Origin of the sequence: Sporosarcina sp. FSL K6-3457 (genome assembly GCF_038007285.1) — a bacterium.
GTDB lineage: Bacteria > Bacillota > Bacilli > Bacillales_A > Planococcaceae > Sporosarcina.
Genome location: NZ_JBBOWX010000001.1, coordinates 781,031 through 804,296, shown reverse-complemented (window position 1 = coordinate 804,296; position 23,266 = coordinate 781,031). Strand labels below are relative to the sequence as shown.

General features: G+C 39.2%; 23 protein-coding genes. 12 read left to right on the top strand and 11 right to left on the bottom strand.

Translation table 11 applies throughout. The features are described 5' to 3' along the window. Positions 1–8: 8 nt before the first annotated feature. From N1I80_RS03820 to N1I80_RS03810, 3 genes are read right to left on the bottom strand one after another with little or no spacing between them, the layout of a single operon-like run. Complete coding sequence (locus N1I80_RS03820; RefSeq protein ID WP_340736634.1) at positions 9–560, bottom strand: DUF2249 domain-containing protein; 552 nt, start codon at positions 558–560, stop codon at positions 9–11. 30 nt (positions 561–590) lie between these two features. Beyond that, on the bottom strand, positions 591–917 hold the full coding sequence (locus tag N1I80_RS03815) for a hypothetical protein (protein ID WP_340736633.1): 327 nt from the start codon (positions 915–917) through the stop codon (positions 591–593). A gap of 20 nt (positions 918–937) precedes the next feature. Next, positions 938–1,171, bottom strand: a complete 234-nt coding sequence (locus tag N1I80_RS03810; protein ID WP_340736632.1) for a DUF2249 domain-containing protein — start codon at positions 1,169–1,171, stop codon at positions 938–940. 439 nt (positions 1,172–1,610) lie between these two features. Here N1I80_RS03810 and N1I80_RS03805 point away from each other — a divergent pair, with 439 nt between their 5' ends. The 7 genes from N1I80_RS03805 (at position 1,611) to N1I80_RS03775 (ending at position 10,364) form a co-directional block, all read left to right on the top strand. Next, positions 1,611–4,277, top strand: coding sequence for a sigma 54-interacting transcriptional regulator (locus N1I80_RS03805; protein ID WP_340736631.1), 2,667 nt, complete (start codon positions 1,611–1,613; stop codon positions 4,275–4,277). A 205-nt stretch (positions 4,278–4,482) separates the two neighbouring features. Continuing rightward, on the top strand, positions 4,483–4,788 hold the full coding sequence (locus N1I80_RS03800) for a PTS sugar transporter subunit IIB (protein WP_340736630.1): 306 nt from the start codon (positions 4,483–4,485) through the stop codon (positions 4,786–4,788). 125 nt (positions 4,789–4,913) lie between these two features. Beyond that, positions 4,914–6,194 carry a PTS sugar transporter subunit IIC gene (locus N1I80_RS03795; RefSeq protein WP_340736629.1) on the top strand — a complete coding sequence of 427 codons (1,281 nt, stop codon included), beginning with the start codon at positions 4,914–4,916 and terminating at the stop codon, positions 6,192–6,194. A gap of 101 nt (positions 6,195–6,295) precedes the next feature. Further along, on the top strand, positions 6,296–6,616 hold the full coding sequence (locus N1I80_RS03790; RefSeq protein ID WP_340736628.1) for a PTS lactose/cellobiose transporter subunit IIA: 321 nt from the start codon (positions 6,296–6,298) through the stop codon (positions 6,614–6,616). Between the two features lie 87 nt (positions 6,617–6,703). After that, positions 6,704–8,002 (top strand): 6-phospho-beta-glucosidase, encoded by a 1,299-nt coding sequence (locus N1I80_RS03785; RefSeq protein WP_340736627.1) that lies wholly within the window; start codon positions 6,704–6,706, stop codon positions 8,000–8,002. 12 nt (positions 8,003–8,014) lie between these two features. Then, a complete protein-coding gene (locus tag N1I80_RS03780; protein WP_340736626.1) occupies positions 8,015–9,094 on the top strand; it encodes a DUF871 domain-containing protein in 1,080 nt (359 codons plus the stop codon). Positions 9,095–9,203: 109 nt separating this feature from the next. Continuing rightward, positions 9,204–10,364 carry a methyl-accepting chemotaxis protein gene (locus tag N1I80_RS03775; protein ID WP_340736625.1) on the top strand — a complete coding sequence of 387 codons (1,161 nt, stop codon included), beginning with the start codon at positions 9,204–9,206 and terminating at the stop codon, positions 10,362–10,364. Positions 10,365–10,665: 301 nt separating this feature from the next. On the opposite strand, the gene N1I80_RS03770 is transcribed toward N1I80_RS03775, so the two are convergent. Further along, a complete protein-coding gene (locus N1I80_RS03770; protein WP_340736624.1) occupies positions 10,666–12,384 on the bottom strand; it encodes a methyl-accepting chemotaxis protein in 1,719 nt (572 codons plus the stop codon). A 744-nt stretch (positions 12,385–13,128) separates the two neighbouring features. On the opposite strand from N1I80_RS03770, the gene N1I80_RS03765 reads away from it, so the two are divergent. Then, positions 13,129–13,251 (top strand): hypothetical protein, encoded by a 123-nt coding sequence (locus tag N1I80_RS03765; protein WP_340736623.1) that lies wholly within the window; start codon positions 13,129–13,131, stop codon positions 13,249–13,251. A 36-nt stretch (positions 13,252–13,287) separates the two neighbouring features. After that, positions 13,288–13,485 carry a hypothetical protein gene (locus N1I80_RS03760; RefSeq protein WP_340736622.1) on the top strand — a complete coding sequence of 66 codons (198 nt, stop codon included), beginning with the start codon at positions 13,288–13,290 and terminating at the stop codon, positions 13,483–13,485. Positions 13,486–13,588: 103 nt separating this feature from the next. On the opposite strand, the gene N1I80_RS03755 is transcribed toward N1I80_RS03760, so the two are convergent. Continuing rightward, positions 13,589–14,257, bottom strand: coding sequence for an RluA family pseudouridine synthase (locus N1I80_RS03755; protein WP_340736621.1), 669 nt, complete (start codon positions 14,255–14,257; stop codon positions 13,589–13,591). 243 nt (positions 14,258–14,500) lie between these two features. On the opposite strand from N1I80_RS03755, the gene N1I80_RS03750 reads away from it, so the two are divergent. Beyond that, positions 14,501–14,734 (top strand): hypothetical protein, encoded by a 234-nt coding sequence (locus tag N1I80_RS03750; protein WP_340736620.1) that lies wholly within the window; start codon positions 14,501–14,503, stop codon positions 14,732–14,734. Between the two features lie 40 nt (positions 14,735–14,774). Here N1I80_RS03750 and qoxD read toward each other — a convergent pair whose 3' ends face one another. From qoxD to N1I80_RS03720, 6 genes are all read right to left on the bottom strand, one after another. Then, positions 14,775–15,056 carry a cytochrome aa3 quinol oxidase subunit IV gene (gene qoxD / locus N1I80_RS03745; protein WP_340736619.1) on the bottom strand — a complete coding sequence of 94 codons (282 nt, stop codon included), beginning with the start codon at positions 15,054–15,056 and terminating at the stop codon, positions 14,775–14,777. A gap of 1 nt (position 15,057) precedes the next feature. Further along, positions 15,058–15,654, bottom strand: coding sequence for a cytochrome aa3 quinol oxidase subunit III (gene qoxC / locus N1I80_RS03740; protein ID WP_340736618.1), 597 nt, complete (start codon positions 15,652–15,654; stop codon positions 15,058–15,060). Further along, entirely contained in the window at positions 15,641–17,599 is a 1,959-nt protein-coding gene (qoxB, locus tag N1I80_RS03735; RefSeq protein WP_340736617.1) for a cytochrome aa3 quinol oxidase subunit I, read from the bottom strand. The genes qoxC and qoxB overlap by 14 nt, the downstream gene beginning before the upstream one ends. Before the next feature lie 69 nt (positions 17,600–17,668). After that, complete coding sequence (qoxA, locus tag N1I80_RS03730) at positions 17,669–18,544, bottom strand: cytochrome aa3 quinol oxidase subunit II (protein ID WP_340736616.1); 876 nt, start codon at positions 18,542–18,544, stop codon at positions 17,669–17,671. Between the two features lie 669 nt (positions 18,545–19,213). After that, positions 19,214–20,395, bottom strand: a complete 1,182-nt coding sequence (locus tag N1I80_RS03725) for a DUF2812 domain-containing protein (protein WP_340736615.1) — start codon at positions 20,393–20,395, stop codon at positions 19,214–19,216. Continuing rightward, complete coding sequence (locus N1I80_RS03720; protein ID WP_340736614.1) at positions 20,388–20,708, bottom strand: PadR family transcriptional regulator; 321 nt, start codon at positions 20,706–20,708, stop codon at positions 20,388–20,390. Before N1I80_RS03720 ends, N1I80_RS03725 begins: the two co-directional genes overlap by 8 nt. A gap of 331 nt (positions 20,709–21,039) precedes the next feature. Here N1I80_RS03720 and N1I80_RS03715 point away from each other — a divergent pair, with 331 nt between their 5' ends. Together N1I80_RS03715 and N1I80_RS03710 are read left to right on the top strand one after the other, a co-directional pair. Next, on the top strand, positions 21,040–22,578 hold the full coding sequence (locus tag N1I80_RS03715) for a PTS transporter subunit EIIC (protein WP_340736613.1): 1,539 nt from the start codon (positions 21,040–21,042) through the stop codon (positions 22,576–22,578). 2 nt (positions 22,579–22,580) lie between these two features. Further along, positions 22,581–23,264: an N-acetylmannosamine-6-phosphate 2-epimerase gene (locus N1I80_RS03710; protein WP_340736612.1), complete on the top strand. Its 684-nt coding sequence runs from the start codon at positions 22,581–22,583 to the stop codon at positions 23,262–23,264. Positions 23,265–23,266: the final 2 nt, after the last annotated feature.

The window sequence follows — 23,266 nt, the reverse complement described above, 5'->3', positions numbered from 1 at the left end:
TCGCCCCCTTATACCTTATGAATCGTTACTTTTGCTGTGCCATCAAGCTGTTCATCTACAATAAAAGGACAACCCAGTCGATTCAATTCTTCTATTAAAAAAACAGGGACCCGATCATTGTGAATGCTCACTCGATCTCCGGGGCGGCTGCGATCTAAAGCAGCTAATGTACGCATCATCGGTTGAGGAGGCTCTAATCCACGATTATCGAGCGAGATTGTTTTCGATTCTCTCGCTATAGCCTCTTCATCAGAAGACAGAGCTGAAGAAACCAGCTCAACATCTAGTGAAGATTCTTCTATATCTAATAGATGCTTATATTTTTTATTGACAAAAGAAACTACCCAATGATCTTTTTCTTTACGCTCTACCTTATTAACAAAGCCCTTCATCTTCAAAACACCTAACAAAGGCGTTGGCTTAAAGGTCGCATGGAGTACAAAAATATCCCCAACCTCTAACTCCTTCACCGTATCCATAATTAACTGGAAAGGCTCAAGCTTTTTGGTCAAGTGAGGACGTACATCTAGTTCTACAATTTTCGTCGTTTGCTGATTCATAATGAACCATCTCCTACACATAGTCGTTACTTACGCTACATATTTTTTCGCTTCGCCATACAAACTAGCCATTCCCCCATATAATGAGTAGAAAAACGCATCCGGTGCATCTAGAGAAAATGTCTTATATTGCTTCGGATCAATGCCTAGTACATTTTCAAATAATTGTGCCGTATCGTCAAATGCGTAAAAACAATAATGCGTATAATTGAACTTCGGCATTTTTTCAAAAATAGTGATGATTTCACTGGCAAACTTATCTACCTCTCCAGCTGCTTGTTGTACCATTGAAATTGCATCCTCCAAAGACAGTTCAATCTTCAGCGTCCTGTCATCGATAACGTTAACTTTTGCCATCGCAATCAACTCCAGACATTTTATAGTTTTTCGATTTTCACTTGAAACGTATCTGGACCTTGTTCAATATATTCCCATGTGTATTTACCTTCGTGCATAGAATCGAATTGAAAACGCAAAGGAATCGGATCATGGTCATTGACAATCAACATAGCCTCTGACGAATTTAACTTATTAAATGTCTCAAAAATTGTTTTATGCTTAAGATGGGGTGGATATTCTGGAACCCTTACTGTTGCTGCATATTCACTCATCAACTATTCCTCCTAGAATTTCAAATTATGTTCTTACTATATATACTGAACTAAAGAATTCTACTAACAACGCTCGGCGCTTGGGGATGCCTCCCACAATAAGGCGCCTTCGCTGGTAAATAGGTAAAAATCATAAGTTCAATCTATATAGATAAATGAAGTGAAAATACCTACGCTCAGTCAATAGAGGTATTCATCCATTCAGCTTATAAACTAAGTATAAAATTAAGTAAAGAATTTTTCTGTGATGTACATCACAAATTCAAGATTATTTTCCACGGTACTTTTATCATTTTTAATCTACAAAAGCTCTTACAGGTCAATGGAACTACGTTCAAATAGCCTATATGAAAACAACTGTTTATGATACGATAGAAATAGAGTATCTACCTAATTTTTATATTCACCATAGAATGTAATTGTTTCAGGAGGAGTAAGTATGGGTCGAAAAGAAGATATTTTTCATTATATTGAGAAAGTAAATAAAAGCGTTTCAGCTACTGAAATTGCGGAACAGCTTCAACTTGAGCGTTCAAATGTCAGTAGATATTTAAACGAATTATACAGAGAAGGTTTGATTGACAAAACAAACGGAAAACCTATCCTCTTTTTCAATAAAGAGCTTCCCTCTACTCACAAGCAGAAAGAACATACCCCCGATTCGTTTTATAATTTAATTGGGACAGAGGGTAGTTTGAAAATTTCAGTCAAGCAGGCTAAAGCCGCCATTCATTACCCACCTAGGGGCTTACACACATTAATTTTAGGGAAAACGGGAACAGGAAAATCTTTTTTTGCCGAGTGCATGTATCAGTATGCCGTGGAGTCTGAAAGTATCGAGAAAAATGCGCCCTTCATTCAATTTAACTGTGCCGATTACGCGCAAAATCCCCAATTATTATTTGGACATATTTTCGGCGTAAAAAAAGGTGCCTTTACAGGTGCGACAGAAAATCGAACGGGGCTAATTGAAAAAGCAGATAAGGGTATCTTGTTTTTAGATGAAATTCATCGATTACCTCCAGAAGGACAAGAAATGCTTTTTACCTTTATCGACAAAGGTATATTCCGTAGTTTAGGAGATAGTGAAGAGACTAAAACGGCCTCCGTTCAAATCATCGGCGCGACAACAGAATCTCCTGAATCTTATTTGCTCGAAACATTTACACGAAGAATTCCAATGACAATTACACTTCCTTCATTAGAGGAGCGTCAATTTGAGGAACGCTATCAGCTTATTGAACACTTTCTTATTCAGGAGTCAGGGCGTCTAAATGAAACGATTCATGTAGAAAGACGTGCGTTGACCGCATTTTTGCTGTACCACACGTCTGCTAACATCGGACAATTACAACGTGATTTAAAATTAGCTTGTGCAAAATCATTTTTGCATTATATTTCCAACAAAACACCCAGCCTTCTCATTCAGCAAAATGATCTGCCACTTCATGTACAAAAAGGGTTATTAGATGTGAAGCAATATCGTGAAAAGATGGACAGTCTTATTGATACAGAAAAACAAGTTTTCACTTTTTCCTTCAATAATGATCAAAGTGACTATGTGGATCAAGAGCACAGGGAAGACCTTTATCAGGATATGGAAGTTAAATTAAAACAGCTACATGAAGAAGGTAAGAATAATAAAGAGATTCAAACTGAGCTACTCGTTGATTTCAATCAATACTTTAATGAGTACATCGATCATTTGCCACAAGTCGGGTTGAAGGAAATTGTCGACAATCAAATTTGGGAAATCACCGATAAGGTATTCCACTTTGCCGAAAAAGAGTTAAATCACTCGTTTCAAAAAAAAATGAAGTTTGCTTTTGCGCTACATTTACAAAGAACGATTGAGCGTATTAATCAAAACAATACCATCACGCATCCAAACTTAAATAAAGTACACAATAAGCATCCTAAAGAGTTTAAAGTTGCTATTGAACTTGCACAATTAATCGAAAGTGAAATGAGTGTTGAAATACCACTTGACGAAATCGGATTTATTACGATGTTTTTAGTTCCTGAAGTTGAGGATAATATGTACAATCAAGAACATAAAGTCGCCATAATTGTCATCATGCATGGTAATTCTACCGCTACAAGTATGTTGACGACGGTTCAAGATTTACTAGGTGTTCAATTCGGTAAGGCTTTTGATATGCCTCTTTCAATGGACGCACGGGAAATGTACGATCTCATAAAAAGTACAATCCATGACATAGAGCCGACGAAAGGCGTTTTGTTCCTCGTCGATATGGGTTCAGTTTCTTCCTTTGGTCATATGATTTTTGAAGAAACAGGCATTAAAACAAAAACGGTGTCCATGGCAAGCACGCCAATTGTGATGGAGGCTGTTCGTAAGGCCTCACTCGGAAGAAGTTTGGACGATATCTATCAAAGCTGTCGCCAACTCATCGAAAACCAATTCAGTTCAACAGCATCCCTACCTAAGCCAACTAAAAAAGCAATCGTTACTGCTTGCTTTACCGGGGATGGAGTAGCCAAAAAGATTAAAGAGCAGTTAGAAAAAGTCGTCAACGGTAAAAATATCGTCATTATTTCGTTACAATTTCTCCACAGACAATCTTTTACAGACAAAATCGATCAATTACTGGAGAGCTACGACATATTAGCCATTGCGGGTACTGTTCAATTTGAATACTTAAACATTCCCTACTTTTCACCGATTGAAATTTTCCAAGACCATCATTTAAAACGATTAGAAAATATCATTGGCGACCAAGAACCTTATAGCGAGATGGTACAAGCTCTTGAAAATCACTTCAAGACAATTCCCTCTGTTTCTCGTTTAGTACAACTTTTACAAAAAACCGTCATTAAGCTCGAATTAAAATTAGGCATCAATCTCGATTCCGGGGTCGATACTGGAATTATCCTGCATCTTGCCTTCCTTATTGAAAATATGAGGCTCAATCAGCCAGCACGCTCATTCCCGAAAGTCGAACAATTTCAGCAGGAATATGCGGAAGATCTAACAAGTGTGAAAAATATATTACAAGGATTAGAAGCGGAATACGATATCACCTTTGTTGAAAGTGAACTGATGCATATTTACCAAATGTTTATAGAAAATGATCAGCTGTAAGCAAAATGCTTTTGGAAAACGGAAGTGTGTAAGCATTTACACACTTCCGTTTTTCTATGTGTAATTTCAAATGCGCCATATGACAACGTTTATAGGAAGAAAAGTTGGCACGCTTCTTGCATATAGAATAGGTGTACAAGAAAAACGTAATTCTATGATTCTTTTATAGAATTAACAACCAAAAAAAGATAGGGAGGATAACACAATGACAACAATCATGCTCGTCTGTTCAGCTGGAATGTCCACTAGTTTGCTAGTAACGAAGATGGAAACGGCTGCAAAGACAAAAGGTCAAGACATTAAAATTTTCGCAGTATCAGAAGCAGAAGCAAATAGGCACTTCGAAGAAATCGATGTTCTACTATTAGGACCGCAAGTGCGCTTCCTAAAAAAGAAAATCGAAAAAGCGCTTGAAGGAAAAAACATTCCCGTTGAAGTAATCGATAGCATCGACTACGGCACAATGAATGGTGAGTCTGTTCTAACTAAAGCACTTGCAATGCTTAAGTAAATATCATTTTTTACAATGGTACTTGGAGATCAAACTGGGATAATTCGGTGAGTCAACCGATTTATTGGTCTCCATCATTCATTATCGCAATCTTCTATTATAAAAAATAAGGGGGATAATAAATTATGGAAAAGTTCATCGAAATCGCTGGTCGTATAGGGGCACAGCGCCATCTAGTTGCTATTCGTGATGGTTTTGTTACAATCATGCCACTGATGATTTTAGGTTCAATGGCAACACTATTAAACAACTTGCCAATTAAGGCTTACCAATCCTTTATGGAAATGATTTTTGGTAGTGATGCATGGAAAGGCTTCGGCGGCGCTCTTTGGAATGGTACATTTGCCATTGTCTCATTACTCATCGTCTTTACCATCGCCTATCAACTTGCTCGTTCGTATGACAAAGATGGTCTAGCATCTGGAGTTGTAGCACTCGCTTCTTTAATTACAATTATGCAACCAACTTCTACCGACTGGGGTATTCCATTCGGATGGGTTGGCGCACAAGGTTTATTTATCGCTATTATTATTGCGCTTGTTTCTACTGAAATTTTCACAAGACTATTGGGTAACAAACGTTTGATAATGAAAATGCCTGAAAGTGTTCCACCAGCAGTAGCAAAATCATTTGCAGCACTATTCCCTGCAATGATTGCAATCAGCATTTTTGGCCTTATTAAAGTACTGACAGTTGTAGGTGGAATGCCTGACATTCACCAAGCCTTCTTCGACGCACTACAAGCACCTGTTTCAAAAATGGCCAATACACTTGGTTCTGCTGTTGCTGTTGCCGTTATCGTCCATGTCCTTTGGTTCTTTGGGCTTCACGGTGCAAATATTATGGAACCACTTATGCAAGCTGTTTACCTACCTGCGATTGAAGCTAATGCAGCTGCATTAGCAGCAGGAGAAGAAATTCCTTATATCGTGACCAAACCTTTCTTTGATGCTTTCATGTATCTAGGGGGTACCGGAGCTACACTCGGTTTAATCATCGCGGTGTTCATTGCCGGACGTAAGCATAAGCATTACCGTAATATTTCTGGACTCGGTGCTGCACCAAGTATTTTCAACATTAACGAGCCTGTACTATTCGGTTTCCCGATGGTGTTAAATCCAGTGCTCATCATTCCATTTATTTTAACACCTGTTATGCTAACAGTTTTTAGTTACATGATGATCGCGACCGGGGTTGTTCCAAAAACCATTGCCTTTATCCCTTGGACGACTCCACCCATTATCGGCGGATTCTTAGCAACTGGTTCATGGAAAGGCGCGGCACTTGCGGCAGTCAACTTAGTCATTGCAATCGTTGCATACATTCCGTTCGTTAAGATTGCAGAAAGAATGGAATTGAAAAAGCTTAAAGAAGAAATTGCAGCACAGCAAAAAGAAATCGCGTAAGCATACATTTCAATCAGTGGGGGCTTATCCCCACTGATTGCCCCTTATACATCGCAACATGAAGTACAAACATAATCTCTCGTAGGAAGTAGTGAATCGTAATGAACATGGAAGAACAAATCATGCAAATTATCCTTTTTAGTGGTAATGCAAAAAGTACAGCTTTTGAGGCGATCCAAGCTGCAAAGGATAAAGATATTGAGCAAGCAAACGCATTACTTGAAAAAGCCAATGAAGAGCTAGGCAGCGCACATAAGGTTCAAACCTTTTTAATTCAATCAGAAATTCGCGGAGAAAAAGTAGAAACTTCGCTACTACTCATTCATGCCCAAGATCACCTCATGAATGCCATTACCTTCAAAGACCTCGCTGGTGAATTTATCGCATTATATGAAACAGTAAATAATTACACAAAAAACTGAACGATGAAAAATACACGGTGAGGAGAATTCGGGTGGTTCATCGATTTCTCCTTTTACTGTGTGACTATATAGAGCGGAGGATTCATCATGAAAATCGCTGTAATCGGTGGCGGTAGTAGCTATACACCTGAACTTATCGAAGGGATTATCCTTCGTGCCGATCAATTTAAAGTAGATGAAATTGTTCTCGTTGATATTGAAGCAGGTAAAGAAAAACTTGAGATTGTCGGTGCCCTGGCCAAAAGAATGATTCAAAAAAGCGGTCTCCCTATCAAAGTTGAACTAACTTTTAATCGGATTAAAGCCATAACAAATGCTGATTTCGTCTTAACACAATTCAGAGTCGGCGGTCTGGATGCTAGAGCCAATGATGAACGAATTCCACTGAAATACGATGTCATCGGTCAAGAAACTGTTGGTCCTGGTGGATTCGCCAAAGCCATTCGTACCATCCCAGTTATCCTCGATATTTGCGATGAGATTGAACAATACTCCAAAGATGCTTGGTTGATTAACTTCACAAACCCAGCAGGAATGGTAACTGAAGCCGTTCATAAGTATACAAATGTCAAGGTAATCGGTCTGTGTAACGTACCTGTTAATATGAAACAAATGGCTGCCAATATATTAGAAGTCGATCGAGATGACCTCAATATATCCTTCTCAGGACTAAACCACCTCGTCTATGCCACGAAAGTCTTTGTGGGTGGTAAAGACAAAATGAACACGCTTATTGAACGAATTGCCGAAGGACGCAATATGAATATGCGTAACATTCATGATGCTCCTTGGGATAAAGAATTCTTACAAGCGCTACAAGCATTACCATGCCCATACCATCGCTATTACTACATGATGGATGAAATGCTCATTGAAGAAAAAGAAGCGGCAGAACTCAGAGGCACGCGTGCTGAACAAGTAAAAGTCATTGAAAAAGCATTATTTAAAACGTATAGCAATCCTAATCTAGACGTTAAACCGAAAGAATTAGAAGAACGTGGTGGTGCACTGTATTCAGAGGCTGCTATTTCTCTTATTACCTCTATCGTGACCAATGATCACGCGATCCACACAGTGAATGTCCCTAATAACGGTACCATTCCAAATCTTCCAGACGACGTCGTCATTGAAGTTTCCTGTGTTGTTAACAGTGAAGGACCACAGCCTATTCAAGTAGGCACATTACCGTCTGAAATTAATGGGTTAATTCAACAGGTGAAAGCATTTGAACAATTAACGATTGAAGCAGCTGTTACAGGCGATAAAGGCAAAGCATTGCTGGCTCTAACAACTAATCCTTTTGTTCCTTCCAGTAAAGTGGCCAAATTATTGCTACAGGATTTACTAGAAACCAATCAAGACTATCTACCACAATTTCACAAATAGGAGTGAATATTAATGAGAAACCTTGGAATTTCAATTTATCCACAATACGGTACGGAAAAAGAACTCGTTAACTATATGGAAAAGGCCAGTGAATATGGCTTTTCACGTATCTTCACATGCTTAATGTCTGCGAATGACGACAAGGATGTCCAACAGCTACAGCAGCTATTGAAAAAGGCAAATGAGCTTGGCTTTGAAGTAATCGCTGACGTTAGCCCAACCGTTTTTGCGGATAAAAATCTTTCTTATAAAGATTTGTCTTATTTCAAAGAGCTTGGTCTATCAGGATTAAGACTGGATATGGGCTTTTCTGGCGCCGAAGAAAGCATTATGTCATTCAATGAACACGGCTTAGCTATTGAATTGAATATGAGCCAGGGCACAAAATATCTTGACCAGATTCTTTCTTACCAACCTAACAAGCAGCAAATCATTGGTTGTCATAATTTCTATCCACGCCGCTATACAGCGCTATCTAGAGAGCATTTCCTAAAATGTTCTGCACAATATAAAGACCAAGGCATTCGCACAGCGGCGATGATTTCTTCAAAACATGCAGCATTCGGGCCATGGCCTGTACAAGAAGGTCTTCCTACTCTTGAAGAACATCGTGGACTAGCCATTGATGTACAAGCAAAAGACCTTTTCCAAACAGGCCTGATTGATGATTTAATCATCGGTAATATGTTTGCTTCTGACGAAGAACTGAAAAGTCTATCCTTGCTCAATCGCTACTTATTGGAGCTAAAAGTTGAGTTTAAGGAACAAACAACGGCTGTTGAGAAAGAAATCGTCTTAGCTAAAGGTCACTTCAACCGCGGTGACGTTTCTGCCTATGTGATTCGCTCAACACAAACCCGTGTAGATTTTGCGCATGAGGAATTCCCAGCCCATAATACTGAGCCAATTACACGTGGCGATGTGACTATTGATAACGTCGGCTATGCACGCTATAAAGGTGAACTCCATCTTGCACGTAAAGATATGGACAACAGTGGAAATACAAATATTGTCGCAACGATTGACAAAGACGAGCAATTTTTACTGGACCATGTTCATCCTTGGCAGAAATTCAAGTTAATCGAAAAATAATCACTGGCGGTGTCAGACTTACTTCCCTACTTTGTCTGACCCGCCTATTTTTAGCTACACCATAGTAAAATAACACTATTCTAGATTAAAAGAAGGAAGTGCTAAGTCTATGATAAAAATACTAAAAAACAATACTTTATTGATGAAATTAGTACTTATTCATATCATTACAGTCGTAGTAGCTGGTGTAGCTGGCATACTGTTCAGCCAACAAAGTTTACTGCTTACTACAATTGTAATCGCTCTCATTCTCCTAATCGGTCTATGGTTTGTTTACGCTGTCTGTCAGCAACATACTGTATCCCCCCAACAAACAATCGATGAAAACGATGAACCTTCACTTGATACGGAGGAGCTTTTCCAACGAATAGGCGATGCCAGCATCAATGTCATTATGTCTGCTGGAGAACTAACAGCTATTTCCGAAGAAACTTCAGCCGCCAGCGAGGAAATCAACTATGCGATTACTACTATTTCACAAGAAGTCTTACATCAATTAACCGACATGGAAAGCATTAATGACCGCGTTAAAGTAATGAATAACTCAATCATCTCTATGAATCAACAAAACCAGCTCATTAAACAAGTCACTACACAGTCCGAAACAGCAACGCAAAAAGGCGCTGAGATGGTAACACAACTTAAAAAATCCAATGATGAGTCATTGCAAGCCGCAGATAAAATCAGTGCAAGCATTACCGAGTTATACAATAAAACAATCGATATTTCACGGATAACAGAAACCATTAAAAATATTGCTTCAGAAACAAATTTATTGGCGCTCAATGCCAGTATTGAAGCTGCAAGAGCAGGAACTCATGGTAAAGGGTTTGCTGTTGTTGCGAGTGAGGTACGTAAATTAGCAGAACAATCAAATATGGCTACAAAACAAATCCAAGATATGATTTCAAGCATTGAAAAGGAAACAGAGAACACGGTTAACACTATGATGGAAACAATTTCTCATTCCAAACAACTCGATGAATCTGTCAAAGCAACTGAAATAGAATTCGTCGCTATCCGTCAAGCTGTGGCACAAACGATTGAAGCCATCGATACCTTACATGATGAACTCCAGACAGTCACAGAACAAAACCATAATATAACGCTTGCGATTCAAAATACATCTGAGGTTTCACAACAAACGGTTGTATCAGTCGATAATATCGTTTCATCCATTCAGTCACAAAACACAATGATTGCGATGATTGCAGATTCTGCAAGTCACCTAAGCGAGATTAGTTTACAACTTGATGCGATTACACAATAAAGATACCCGTAAAAAATGCAGTTGCTTGGAAAGAAAAGAATAGATGACTTTCTATAGGGAATGTAAGTGCCCGAAGATGCAATTTCGGGCACCCCTGCACTTTGTATAAGGTGCTCCCACTTTACTTTTGGCAAGTTTTATAAGAATGTGACACTTCCTACGCATAAAAATAACTCGATAATGGTATAGAAATCATTCAATCCACAGCGAATCAAAAGAACTGTACACAGTGCACATAATGTTTGATTAAGTTTTTTTGGTTAATCAACAGATGTAGATAATTTACATAGTATTCATCCAGCTAGTCCATTTTAAATTGTTGAACTGTGGATTGTAACTGTTCAGCAAGCGAGGACAAGTTTTTCACAGATTGTAATTCTTCGTAAATCATCTCAGCCTGCTGCTCGCTTGCTGCAGACAGTTCTTTTGATGATATAGCGACATTACCTACTCCATTCGTTACTTTTTCAATACTAGTATGAATCTGATTGACTAATTGCGTACTACTTAACACAACATTTGAAGTAGAAATAGATTTTTCGAATACTTCCTCAATCGCTGCGAAAATTGTTTCAAATGAATGCCCAGATTGACGCACTAAATCCTTACCTATACCAAACTGCTCGACACCATCATACAATGCGAAATGCGCTTCCTTTATATTCAATTGAATTTCTTCTAAAATCATTTTGATATTATCTGCCGCCTCTTTAGACTGATTAGCCAACTCCCTCACCTCTGTTGCTACAACCGTAAAACTGCTCCCATTCTCTCCTGCTCTCGCTGCCTCAATACTAGCATTCAGTGCCAATAAATTGGTTTGGTTGGAAATCATTAAGATTGTCGAAATAATATCCACAGTCGTTTTCGATTTCTCCGTCAACAGCTCAAACTTTTCCATCGCATTTTCAATACTTTGACTCGTCGCACCCATCTGTTGAGCCATCATTGTCATATCATTCTTTCCTTGTCTTGCCAATTGAATAGACTTCTCCGATTGAACTTTTGCTTCAATTGCATTATCATTCACTTTCCCCATATCTATTTCGAGGTTATTTATCGCTTTTGATATGAAAACCGTTTCTTCTACCTGTTTCTCCGATTCAATCGCTAGCTCGACAGAAGATTTTGCAATCATGTCTGTTGCAAGTGTTTGTTCTTCTGAATTAGCCGCTAATAATCTAGAGGACTCCGATAATTGGATGGACGAATCCTTTACTTGTATTAATATTGTCAACAAACTTTGACGCATTTTTTCGAAGCTCTGCGCAAGCTGTCCAATCTCATCTTTCTTATATGTATCAATATAAGTAGCTAAGTCACCACTCGCAAAGGTTTCTGCCTGATTTTTTAATTGCACCAACGGACGCACAATTCTATTCGCAACAAGTAGTGTAATGATTGTAGCCAGCATAAATATACCAATACCGACCTTGACAATAATCCATACCCGTGGCCATGTGCGTTCAGCCACAACCTCACCATGATAATCCACTCCTAAAAATGCTATAATCTCTTTTTCATCATTTAAAATTGGTGAATAGCCTGATATTCGCTTACTATTTTGAAATGTGTAAACCTTGGAGTACATAGGCATCTGGTGTTGCATAGTAGTTGTCGCTTCAATAGCCCTGTCGATAGCCTCGTCATAATGGAAGTTATCCCCCGCTTGGTATCCCTGACTTTTTAATCGTTCATCTGCTGCCAATAAAGTAGCAGTACCCTCATTTACCGATATGATAAAAGCATCTTTAAACCATGTTTTTTTATTAATAAATGCTGTTATTCCCTCTTCAAGGGCTATTAAAGCTTTATCATCCTGAGGATTGTTCTTGAGTAATTCAACGTCTTGCCAATCAATAACTAGCGTTGCAACATTCGCACAGCCAATCAGTTCTATTCCTACCTCATCCTCAACGGCTTTATAATTAACGAAATAACCAAATATAGACATTAGAAATGTACATAGAAAAACCATAGATAGCACTAATAATAAAATTTTGGAACGTAAGCTTTTCAAAGTAATCATCCCCAATCAATTTTACGTATATGCATACCCTAATTTTACTATTATCCAAATAACTCAATTGTGATTAAAATCACAATCGGAAGGATTGAACTACAACATTTACAGAAAAGTGTTGACATTCAGAAAGAGGTAATGTTATCCTAAAGTAGTTAGATATTCAAATTAGAAATGGAGGTGCGGAAGATGACTACATTTAGAATGTCAAAAAGTAATTGCATAGTAATTCCGTGCCCAACCGCAAATTATTTTTCTGTAAATAATTAATACGGAATGGCATGGTCTGCCGTTCTTTTCCTATGAGCACACGCTTATGTAAAGAAGCGTGTGCTTTTTTGTGTGCATTTATCTGAATCCAACTTTGCTGGATTCAGATAAATCCTCCGGCGGATGTCACGGATTTTCAGGGAAGCTAAGAAGGCAACCTAAGTTCGCCGCGTCCTGCGGCATCGGTTGCATGACCTACATCCAGTAGGCCCCAAGCTCGAAAAAATCCGGACGCAATCATGCCAAGGCATAATTGATAGAAATCTGGTGTTTTCACGCATTGCGTGTTGCATATATCAATCAAATAAGAAAAAAAGGAGTGCTGGTAATGATGAACATAAGACAGCAAAGAAAACTATTGAAAAAGGAATCTCTCGAAAGTGGATAGCGCCGATTGGGGAATGGAAATCCCCAGTTGGCTATAGTGATTCTATGAGTTGAATGGACAAAAAATTGAAGGAGGAGAAAAAAATGATGATAACGACAATGAATGGTAAGCGGATCAATAAATTAGTAGATAAAAATAAAACGGAGTTGCCAACATACTATTCAGGTGACATTTGGCTAATGGAAACGGTGTTAGCCACACCTTAACAATACAATTGGTCTTCTCCTTAAGGAGAAAAAATAATGTTTACAATCAATATAGACTATGCAAAGCAACGGATGGCTGACCTACAACAAGAAGCAAGACAATATGAGCTAGGGCATCGCTATCTTTCTAAGAAAAAGAAAATCCAAAAACCTTTTTTTGAAAAGAGTCTTGTGTCATTTTACACGCGTAAATACAAATTGACTTTCAAAATCGGTATCGATAAATTGACATAAAGAATTCCAAGCAAAAATCTCTAGTGCATGTGTACTCACACGCACTAGAGATTTTTTATCATTCATATTCAATAAGTCCCCGGACTAGAGGCTTACCGTAAAATTACCATAAATTCCACGGATATTCGTTCGGCGGCTGCGATTGTACCTTTATAACTTCTTTTGTCGTTGGGTGTATAAATTCTAGTTCATGTGCCCATAAAGAAATTTGTTGCCCAGGGCGATTGACTTGTTGTCCATATTTTTGATCACCATAGAGCGGCAATCCAATTGCGGAGAGCTGAACGCGGATTTGGTGGGAGCGACCCGTGTGGAGGCGAATAGACAGAAGGCTTAGTTGTTCTGTACTGCTAATCGTTTCATATTCAAGTACTGCTTTTTTAGCATTCGTATGATTAGCTGAGACGGTAGACACTTTATTTTTCTTTGTATCTTTAAAAAGATAATGCTCCAAAACGGCCTTTTTCTTCTGTGGAACCCCTCGAACAACAGCTAAGTATGTTCGCTCCAACTCTTTTTTGCGCAGAATATCCGATAATCGGGAAGCTGCCTTCGACGTTTTAGCAAACACCATCACCCCACCGACAGGACGATCTAAACGATGAACGAGCCCCAAGTAAACATTTCCTGGCTTTTGATAACGAACTTTTATATCTTCTTTTAATAGCGTCAGCAAATCGGCATCTCCACTCGTATCACCTTGTACAGGTATATTTACTGGCTTTTCAACAAGTAGCAAATGATTGTCTTCAAATATAATTGGTATGTTCATAATGACTCCTTTATGGAAAGTAATAAACTAGGAGATATTTGTCACTCATCTAGTCGTATTGTATTATACTCAAATCCATGCACGTAAGCCAATATTTGATAGAGTTATTACAGGATAAATGATTATATATTTTCAATACCATAACCAAATGTCAAACTTAAAGGTTAGACGAAATCTATTTCCAAAATATAATTTGACAACTTTGTGAACATTGGTGATAATAGCAGTAAGGGAGTGATTGAAATGGATTCAAAACAAGCTATGCTGAACATCGTTAAGTATACTGGGGGAACGATACTTACCGTCGGAATTTCTATTTTTTTATACGGATTTTTTATTAGTGACTACAGCGCAATCACGGGTATCGGAATCGGTACAATTATGGGGGCTATTTTCATCTTCCTTATGGGGATATTCTTTGTTGCAACAGAAGAAATGCAAGAAAAAAGGGATAAAGGAATACGTGTCATTCAATAAAAAAGGAGTGCCAGTTGGCACTCCTTTTTCATTGAATTCATTACATATCCCAAACTAAAATCAATAGTGTACCGAAGATGGTGACAAGGGCTATGGCAACACCATAATAGATGTTCATATAAATCGCATGTTTATCCTCTGTCTCACCGGCATGCATGAACACGATGAGCTGAACTGCCGCTTGCACGAATGCGGTAACTAACAAAATCGTCATCCCTACTGCAAATGACACATCTAGAAAATAGACCGTCAGTGCAGCTGCCGTTAACACCATTGAAAACACAAAGCCCATGACCTGTTTACGCGGGAATAATTCACTCATGTTACATCATTCCTTTCAAATAGATGAAGCTGAAAATAAAGATCCAGACGACATCTAAGAAATGCCAGTACAATGAAAAGATGAAGGCTTTATTGGCCGTTTTAGGCGTCAAACCTTGTTTTTTCACTTGTAGGATGATGAACAATCCCCAGAACAGACCGAGTGTTACGTGCGCTCCATGTGTCCCTAATGTCGTCAAAAGAATACCTGTAAAGGCACTCACCTGAAGTCCTGCTCCAACATTAACGTAATGCGTAAACTCATAAATTTCCACACCTAGGAATGCTAAACCTAGCAGCAATGTAATCGCAAAGAATGTCATCATGGCATTCTTGCGTCCAAGGCGCATCGCATGCACACCAAGACCAATTATGAAACTACTTGTCAGTAGCAAAATTGTCTCAATAAGCACCGGCGTGATTTCAAAAATCTCCGCCCCTGTGGGTCCATCAGCCGTACGGTGCTCGAGTGTGAAATACGTTGCGAAAAGAGTTGCAAACAGCATCACTTCAGCGCCAATGAAAATCCAGAAGCCTAAAATATTCAACTTATTTTGTTCTGTTTTGTATTCAAGCGGAAGTGAATTATCTATTTTCATCTGTTAACACCTCGCTATCTTTTTCTGTTTCCTCGACCTCTTTAACTGAAATGTAGTACCCATCATCCTTCTCAAACGAACGATGCGCCATGCAAGCAAAAATCGCAATTGTCGTTAGGATGGCAGGTATCCACATACTAAAGATGAATGAGAAGCCCCAAACAAAGAAAATACAACTGATGATAAACGGCATACCACTATTATTTGGCATATGAATCTTTTCAATATTCCCTTTGAATAACGGTTGCTTTTTCTTCTTATGATCCCAGAATGCTTCGATTGAGTTCACATGTGGTGTTCTCGCGAAGTTATAGGCTGGAACTGGGCTATGTGTTGCCCATTCAAGTGTACGTGCATTCCACGGATCTGAACTGATATTGCGTGAAGCATAGCGCGTGCTGTAATAGATATTGTAAACGAGTACCGCAAACCCAATCGCTAATACGATTGCTCCAGCAAAGGACAGTAGATTCAATGCCCCATAGCCAGTTCCTTCCGAATAGGTATACATCCGGCGCGCTTGTCCATCCAACCCTGTGAAGAACATCGGAAAGAACGTAACGTTAAAGCCAACCGCGATAAGCCAGAATGCCCACTTTCCAATTTTTTCACTCAACATGAAACCAAACATTTTCGGCCACCAGTATGTCAGACCTGCCAACATTGCAAAGACAACACCTGGAATAATCGTGTAGTGGAAATGCGCAACTAAGAACATCGTATTATGGTATTGATAGTCGGCACTGGCCATACCGAGCATAACCCCAGTTACCCCACCGATTGTGAATATCGGGATGAATCCTATCGTATAGAGCATCGGAACCGTAAATTCTATTTTCCCTTTCCGCATCGTCAACAGCCAGTTAAAGATTTTAATCCCAGTTGGAATCGCGATTGCCATTGTCGTAATCGAGAAAATACTATTGGTCAATGGTCCTTGCCCCATCGTAAAGAAATGGTGCGTCCAAACCAAGAATGACAGGAATGAAATGATCACAATTGAAGCGACCATTGATTTATAGCCATAAAGGTTACGTCGTGAGAAGGTAGAAACAATCTCACTATATATACCGAATGCCGGTAAGACGAGGATATAGACCTCCGGATGTCCCCAAACCCAGAACAGGTTCGCCCAGAGCATATCCATCCCGCCATTGGTCATCGAGAAGATATGGGTACCGAACAGTCGGTCCATCGTCCCCAACAGCAGTGTAACTGTCAGAACTGGAAATGCAAAAACTACAATCGCATTTGTGATTAAAGCTGTCCATGTAAACATCGGCATCTTCATCAACTTCATACCAGGTGCTCTCATTTTAAAGATTGTCGTCATGAAGTTAATCCCAGAGATTAACGTACCAATACCGGCAATCTGAATCGATAGGAGATAATAGTTCGTCCCGACAGATTGGCTAAAGTCATTTCCGGCAAGTGGGAAATACGACGTCCAACCAGCGTCTGGTGAACCACCAACGACGAATGAGATATTGAATAGCATCGCACCCATGAAGAACAACCAGAAGCTAAGTGCGTTCAAACGAGGGAACGCTACATCACGCGCTCCAATTTGTAACGGCACAACGAAGTTCATCAGCGCATAGATAAATGGCATCGCCATAAAGATAATCATAACAACTCCGTGCGTTGTAAAAACCTCATTATAATGCTGAGCATCTAGTAACGTGTTATCAGGTACCGCCGTTTGTGCCCGCATCATAAGTGCATCTACGCCACCTCGGAATAGCATAAGCAGCGCGGCAATTAGATACATAATCCCAATCTTTTTATGGTCAACTGTCGTCAACCACTCCCGCCATAAGTAACTCCATTTTTTAAAATAAGTTAAACCAAGAAGAATCGCAATCACGGTAAGACCGATGGCCACCATAGCTGCATAAATTGCTGGGCTCGGATGAGGTATGGCAAATCTATCAAAGTAATTCATACTTTTAGAACTCCTTTCGTAAAAATAATTCCTACATTTTATTCAGCTTAAAAGTCTTATTAATATCAATCAATCTTCATGCATGTGACTTGAATGGTCGGCAGAATCATCTCCGTGATAATGGCCTTCTGGAGCAGGTGAGAATTCCAAGTGAGTGCCATTATAAGTGGATCGCCCGAGATGTCCTGGCAATAATAATTCCTCGAACTTCTCTTCCGTCAGAGTCTCAGCGTTTGCTTTGACATCCTCTACCCATTTATCAAATTCTGCTGCTGGCATAGCTTCTACATCGAATATATTTTCAGCGAAGCCTTTTCCAGTGAAGTTAGAGTTACGTCCCATATATTCACCTGGAGTGTCGGCAGCTAAATGTAATGTCGTAATCATGTCCGACATCGCATATTTTTGCCCTCCGAGTTGCGGGATCCAAAATGCGGAAATGGGTCCATAAGAGTACAATCTAAATTCCAGCGCACGATCTGTCGGGATATACAAATAGTTCACCGTTTCGATATTTTCTTCCGGATAACTGAAATGCCATTTCCAATCGGAAGAAGATGCATAGACAATCAATGGTTTTTGATCCTCATAGCCTTGTGGCGTTGCCTCCACTTTATAGACTGATTTGACTGTCACAATTGACAAGAAAATAATAATCAGAACTGGAATCCCGACAATAATCGCTTCAACAATTGCATTGCCCTCGATATGCGGGGGTTCATAATCCGCGCTTTGTTTCGAAGCGCGATATTTTACTACGATATATACCAACATACTAAATACAGCAACAACAACGATCGCCATCATCGCTATTGATATCCAAATAACATCAGCAATTGTTTCGGCTTGTGGCCCTTTCGGATCCAGCACCATGACCGGTTCACAACCAGCTAACACAGCGAGAAGACCAACTACCAAACTTAAAAAAGCCCATTTCATTCTCATGGAAATACCCCTTTCTTATTGTTCTATACGGATAGAAATGATATTCAAAAGTATCGATATAGGGAAATCCCTTAGTTCAGAATTAACCATAATATAATAAAATCGAGAAAACAATTTTCCATGTCTCATGTCACAAATTGTTCACCACAAACACGTCACAAATCGTTCATACAACAGGGTTTTATTGGTCATAAAGCATTTGATAATCTTTTCTAATTTAACTAAAAAATAAAGTTGTATAATTTATATATATTATTAAAAATTTAACTTTCATAAAAACATTCCTCGCTATTTCCTTTCTATAGTAGAAACTCATTTTATTCACCTTTTATTTCTATGCACAGCGCAAAAAACACCCTTTTCACGGCAAGAAAAAAGTGTTTTTTTCAATCGTCATTATAGACTCCTACAAAGAACAAAAGCGCAAGCGCCTGTTCAGCCCCGACAAGTAGGAAGGATGAAGTTCAATCCTTCCTTGCTGGAGGGCTTGAAAGTAAAGGCGCCCTTTGCCTTGACTAGCAAGACCGAAGCGACTCGAGGGGCTAGGCGCTGGAGCCTAGACGCAAAATCTCTATCTCATAACTTATCCACAGTACGAGATTTTATAATTTCCTAAGCAGTAAGCAAAAAGCCCACTTCAATGATAGTGAGCTTCGGTGAAAATACTATTTAATTCTCAATGAGTGCAATCTTGTCTTCTATCATTGATAGGATTGTAGCTGTATCTGCATAACCATAGTAGGCAACATACATAACACCCTTGCCTTTAGCCACAAAGACTTTTTTGGAGCCTTCTTGCTCCTGAATAAATAGACTATCGAACACAGCACTCTCCAACTCCATGACGTCTCCTTCATAAATATTTCTGCGTACCAAATCTGCCAATAATTTTTCACTTAGCCTAGGAAAATTCAACCGATAGACTTCTGTACGAAGGCTCGGTGAATACGTTCCGCTTAAATCTCTCCATAACTGTCCTGGAATAATGCCACTCTCATCCGATTCATACTGTAGCGGCGCAATCGGGCTCCAGTTATAGCTATATCGATTTAACATATCTAGTTCATTGTTCATAAAATGTTCTTCTCTCACTAAGTTAGGATTTTGCTCAATGTCAGACAGACGAACGATTGGCAAGTCATTCCCTTCTACTGGTAAAGTTTCTGTGTCCCTCAGCATAATTTGTATCGATAGTGCAACCAGATTAGCACTCAACAATGTGATCAGAACACTAGAAAGAGCTAAAGGTATTCTTCTCTTTTTTCTCCATGGCGCATTGTGATTAATAGCTTTGCCTTCTTGCAATCCTTTCCGCAACCTACGAATCGATAAATTGGATTGTAGTACCGTGAAAAGTGAAAAGGCCAGAGTCAGAAGAAGAACGACCAGTTGAAAGTCCCCTCTAATAAAAGTAAGTGTTGGTGTGTTATCAAAGAACCAAAAAGCAAATGCTATGGCTACGCCAAGTATGCAAAGTATAATCGTCTGAATTGTACTTCTCTGAAGTCTTTTAGCTAAATCTTTCAATGTATAAGCTTGCTCCACGGGGTCCGTATGCAGCTCAGGAGCTTGCAATTCCGTCGGTGATGAGAAAACATTGAACTCACCTAGCTTCGTAATATGATGCCAGCCCGCTTCTTGAAACATTTCCTTATCCGCTGCTGACATCTTTTTATTCGAAGATGTATCGATTCTATATTGAGTATCCTTTGGCTCCCCTTGTTCAAAGTGAGCGAAGGACCAACCGACTTTCCGTAAATGCCAGCCTTCCTTCGCCATATCCGAAAACCATCTTTCATGCTCCCCAAAATCCCAACTATTCGCTATCATTTTCCGCTTAACTTTACGCATCCCCATCACCTTCTCTCAATAATGCTCCATCCTCTAGCATCGCCGCCAATCGCTGATATTCCTGTCTAAGCGCCAGCTCCCCATCCACAGTAATAACATACGTTTTTCTTCGACCATCATCATCCGCCAACTCAATCAATTCGTCCTTCTGCATACGTGCAAGAACCCCGTAAAGCGTACCGGGTCCCATATTTACTCGTCCATTTGAAACCTTAGTAATCGCCTGCATCAGCCCATAACCATGACTTGGATTCATAAGCGTTAATAAAACATAATACATCGCTTCTGTCATTGGCCCACCCGTGTACTTCATCTACAAACACCTCCACTACTATGCCTAACGATATATCGTATAGCATAATAGTATGCTGTTTGAGATTAATTGTCAATGTCTGAATAAGGCGAAAAAGTATTTGGTTCTAAAACAAGTCAAAGTTTTAGAATCAAATACTTTTTTAAAATCGGGGGAATGTAATTTTGACAGCAGAAAATAGCGTACGGTATAGAAGAATAATTATAACTAAAGAGTGTAATACTCAATAGTATCCGAATAATATTTGTAAACGCTTAAATTCTTCTTGCATTTATAGATTCTTTTTTCTATAATAAATATGAAAATAATTTACATTACGGAGGTAGTAATGATGAATAATTTCTTCGAGAAAGCTCAACAATTTGGTAAATCATTTATGCTACCTATCGCAGTCTTACCTGCTGCAGGTTTACTGTTGGGAATTGGCGGTGCTTTATCTAACCCCAATACAATAAAAGCTTATCCATTTTTGGACGTGTCTTGGCTTCAATCCATTTTTACCGTTATGTCAAGCGCCGGGAGCGTCATCTTCGCGAATCTTGCTTTATTGTTTGCGATAGGTGTAGCAGTTGGTTTAGCAAAAAGTGATAAAGGAACTGCTGGGCTTGCAGGAATGCTCGGTTTCCTAGTCATGAATTCAACAATTTCGGCATTATTGTCCATCACGGGCATTCTTAATGCTGAAAATCCTGCATCTGTAGGACAAGGATTAGTACTTGGTATTCACACCTTAGAAACAGGAGTCTTTGGTGGGGTAATGGTTGGGGTTTTAGTCTCTCTTCTTCACAATCGTTACAACAAGAAACAACTCCCTCCGTTTTTAGGTTTCTTTAGCGGATCGCGGTTTGTCCCAATTATCTCTGCATTCGCCTCTATTTTTCTTGGCGTATTTATGTTCCTAGTCTGGCCATTTATCCAAGCAGGGATTTTTAAAATGGGTGGATTGGTTGAAGCAACTGGTTACATTGGAACATTTATTTTTGGATTTGTGTTACGTTTATTAGGGCCGTTTGGGCTTCACCATATATTCTATATGCCTTTTTGGACTACTAGTTTAGGCGGTTCACTTGTTATTGATGGACAACTCATTGAGGGAACTCAACGAATTTTCTTTGCGCAACTTGCTGACCCTACCATTGAAAAGTTTTATGAAGGAACATCACGCTTCATGTCTGGACGCTTTATTACAATGATGTTTGGGCTTCTTGGGGCAGCTTACGCGATTTATCGTACGGCAAAACCAAAGAACAAAAAAATTGTTGCAGGTTTAATGGGATCTGCTGCATTAACATCATTTTTAACAGGTATCACAGAGCCAATAGAATTTTCATTCTTGTTCATTGCTCCAGCACTCTATGTTGTACATGCCTTTTTGGATGGGCTAGCCTTTATGATGGCTCATATTTTCCAAATTACAATTGGCCAAACATTTTCAGGTGGGTTTATCGACTTTGTCTTATTCGGCATTTTGCAAGGTAACGATAAAACAAACTGGCTAATCGTTCCATTAATCGGTATTCCGTGGTTCTTCGTATATTTCTTCTTATTCACATTCCTTATTAAGAAGTTTAACTTCAAGACACCTGGTCGCGAAGATGAAGATTTAGCTCCGACAACAACAATGGACAATTCGAGTGAGAGAGCACAAACAATTATTACAGCTCTTGGCGGTGCTGATAACTTAACAGCTGTTGATTGCTGTGCTACTCGCTTACGCATCAGCGTCAATGAGCCAGGTAAAGTAGACGAAGCTTTGTTGAAAGAAACAGGAGCAAAAGGTGTCATAGTAAAAGGCAAAGGTGTCCAGGTCGTTTATGGTCCACATGTTACAATCATTAAAAATGAAATCACAGAAATAGTGGGTGAATAATCATGTTAAATAAAATAAAAAACGGGCTGGTTGCTTCATGCCAAGCCCTTGAGAATGAACCTCTTCATAGTCCATTTATTATGTCCAAAATGGCACTAGCTGCCCATCTCGGCGGTGCTGTTGGAATTCGTGCGAACTCACTACAGGATATTCAGGCGATCAAAAAAGAAGTTACTTTACCTGTTGTCGGAATTGTGAAGCGCGATTATCCCGATAGTGATATTTTTATTACGGCTACAAAAAAAGAAATTGATGAACTAATCGAATCTGGATGTGAAATGATTGCCATGGATGCTACATTACGTCAGCGCCCAAATGGCGAGGAGTTAAAAAATCTTGTTGATTATGTAAAAGCAAACCACCCTAATATCCAACTAATGGCTGACATTTCAACTTTAGAAGATGCACTTGAGGCGGAACGTTTAGGATTTGACTGTGTTTCTACCACTCTTTATGGCTATACAAACGAAACAAGCGGATGTAAACTATATGAGAATGATTTTGATTTCATTAAAATCATATTAAACAATGTTCGCATTCCAGTTATAGCTGAAGGTAATATCCTGACACCCGAAATGGCCAAAACAGTGATATCTCTTGGCGCTCACTCAGTTGTCGTAGGAGGGGCTATTTCAAGACCCCAACAAATTACTAGCCGGTTTGTGGATGTGATCAAAGGAGTGTAATA

Bases quoted from the DNA above. Each gene is read 5' to 3' on its own strand.
- N1I80_RS03820 (WP_340736634.1), bottom strand. From the start codon at position 560: ATGAATCAGCAAACGACGAAAATTGTAGAACTAGATGTACGTCCTCAC.
- N1I80_RS03815 (WP_340736633.1), bottom strand. From the start codon at position 917: ATGGCAAAAGTTAACGTTATCGATGACAGGACGCTGAAGATTGAACTG.
- N1I80_RS03810 (WP_340736632.1), bottom strand. From the start codon at position 1,171: ATGAGTGAATATGCAGCAACAGTAAGGGTTCCAGAATATCCACCCCAT.
- N1I80_RS03805 (WP_340736631.1), top strand. From the start codon at position 1,611: ATGGGTCGAAAAGAAGATATTTTTCATTATATTGAGAAAGTAAATAAA.
- N1I80_RS03800 (WP_340736630.1), top strand. From the start codon at position 4,483: ATGACAACAATCATGCTCGTCTGTTCAGCTGGAATGTCCACTAGTTTG.
- N1I80_RS03795 (WP_340736629.1), top strand. From the start codon at position 4,914: ATGGAAAAGTTCATCGAAATCGCTGGTCGTATAGGGGCACAGCGCCAT.
- N1I80_RS03790 (WP_340736628.1), top strand. From the start codon at position 6,296: ATGAACATGGAAGAACAAATCATGCAAATTATCCTTTTTAGTGGTAAT.
- N1I80_RS03785 (WP_340736627.1), top strand. From the start codon at position 6,704: ATGAAAATCGCTGTAATCGGTGGCGGTAGTAGCTATACACCTGAACTT.
- N1I80_RS03780 (WP_340736626.1), top strand. From the start codon at position 8,015: ATGAGAAACCTTGGAATTTCAATTTATCCACAATACGGTACGGAAAAA.
- N1I80_RS03775 (WP_340736625.1), top strand. From the start codon at position 9,204: ATGATAAAAATACTAAAAAACAATACTTTATTGATGAAATTAGTACTT.
- N1I80_RS03765 (WP_340736623.1), top strand. From the start codon at position 13,129: ATGATGATAACGACAATGAATGGTAAGCGGATCAATAAATTAGTAGAT.
- N1I80_RS03760 (WP_340736622.1), top strand. From the start codon at position 13,288: ATGTTTACAATCAATATAGACTATGCAAAGCAACGGATGGCTGACCTA.
- N1I80_RS03755 (WP_340736621.1), bottom strand. From the start codon at position 14,257: ATGAACATACCAATTATATTTGAAGACAATCATTTGCTACTTGTTGAA.
- N1I80_RS03750 (WP_340736620.1), top strand. From the start codon at position 14,501: ATGGATTCAAAACAAGCTATGCTGAACATCGTTAAGTATACTGGGGGA.
- qoxD (WP_340736619.1), bottom strand. From the start codon at position 15,056: ATGAGTGAATTATTCCCGCGTAAACAGGTCATGGGCTTTGTGTTTTCA.
- qoxC (WP_340736618.1), bottom strand. From the start codon at position 15,654: ATGAAAATAGATAATTCACTTCCGCTTGAATACAAAACAGAACAAAAT.
- qoxB (WP_340736617.1), bottom strand. From the start codon at position 17,599: ATGAATTACTTTGATAGATTTGCCATACCTCATCCGAGCCCAGCAATT.
- qoxA (WP_340736616.1), bottom strand. From the start codon at position 18,544: ATGAGAATGAAATGGGCTTTTTTAAGTTTGGTAGTTGGTCTTCTCGCT.
- N1I80_RS03725 (WP_340736615.1), bottom strand. From the start codon at position 20,395: ATGCGTAAAGTTAAGCGGAAAATGATAGCGAATAGTTGGGATTTTGGG.
- N1I80_RS03720 (WP_340736614.1), bottom strand. From the start codon at position 20,708: ATGAAGTACACGGGTGGGCCAATGACAGAAGCGATGTATTATGTTTTA.
- N1I80_RS03715 (WP_340736613.1), top strand. From the start codon at position 21,040: ATGAATAATTTCTTCGAGAAAGCTCAACAATTTGGTAAATCATTTATG.
- N1I80_RS03710 (WP_340736612.1), top strand. From the start codon at position 22,581: ATGTTAAATAAAATAAAAAACGGGCTGGTTGCTTCATGCCAAGCCCTT.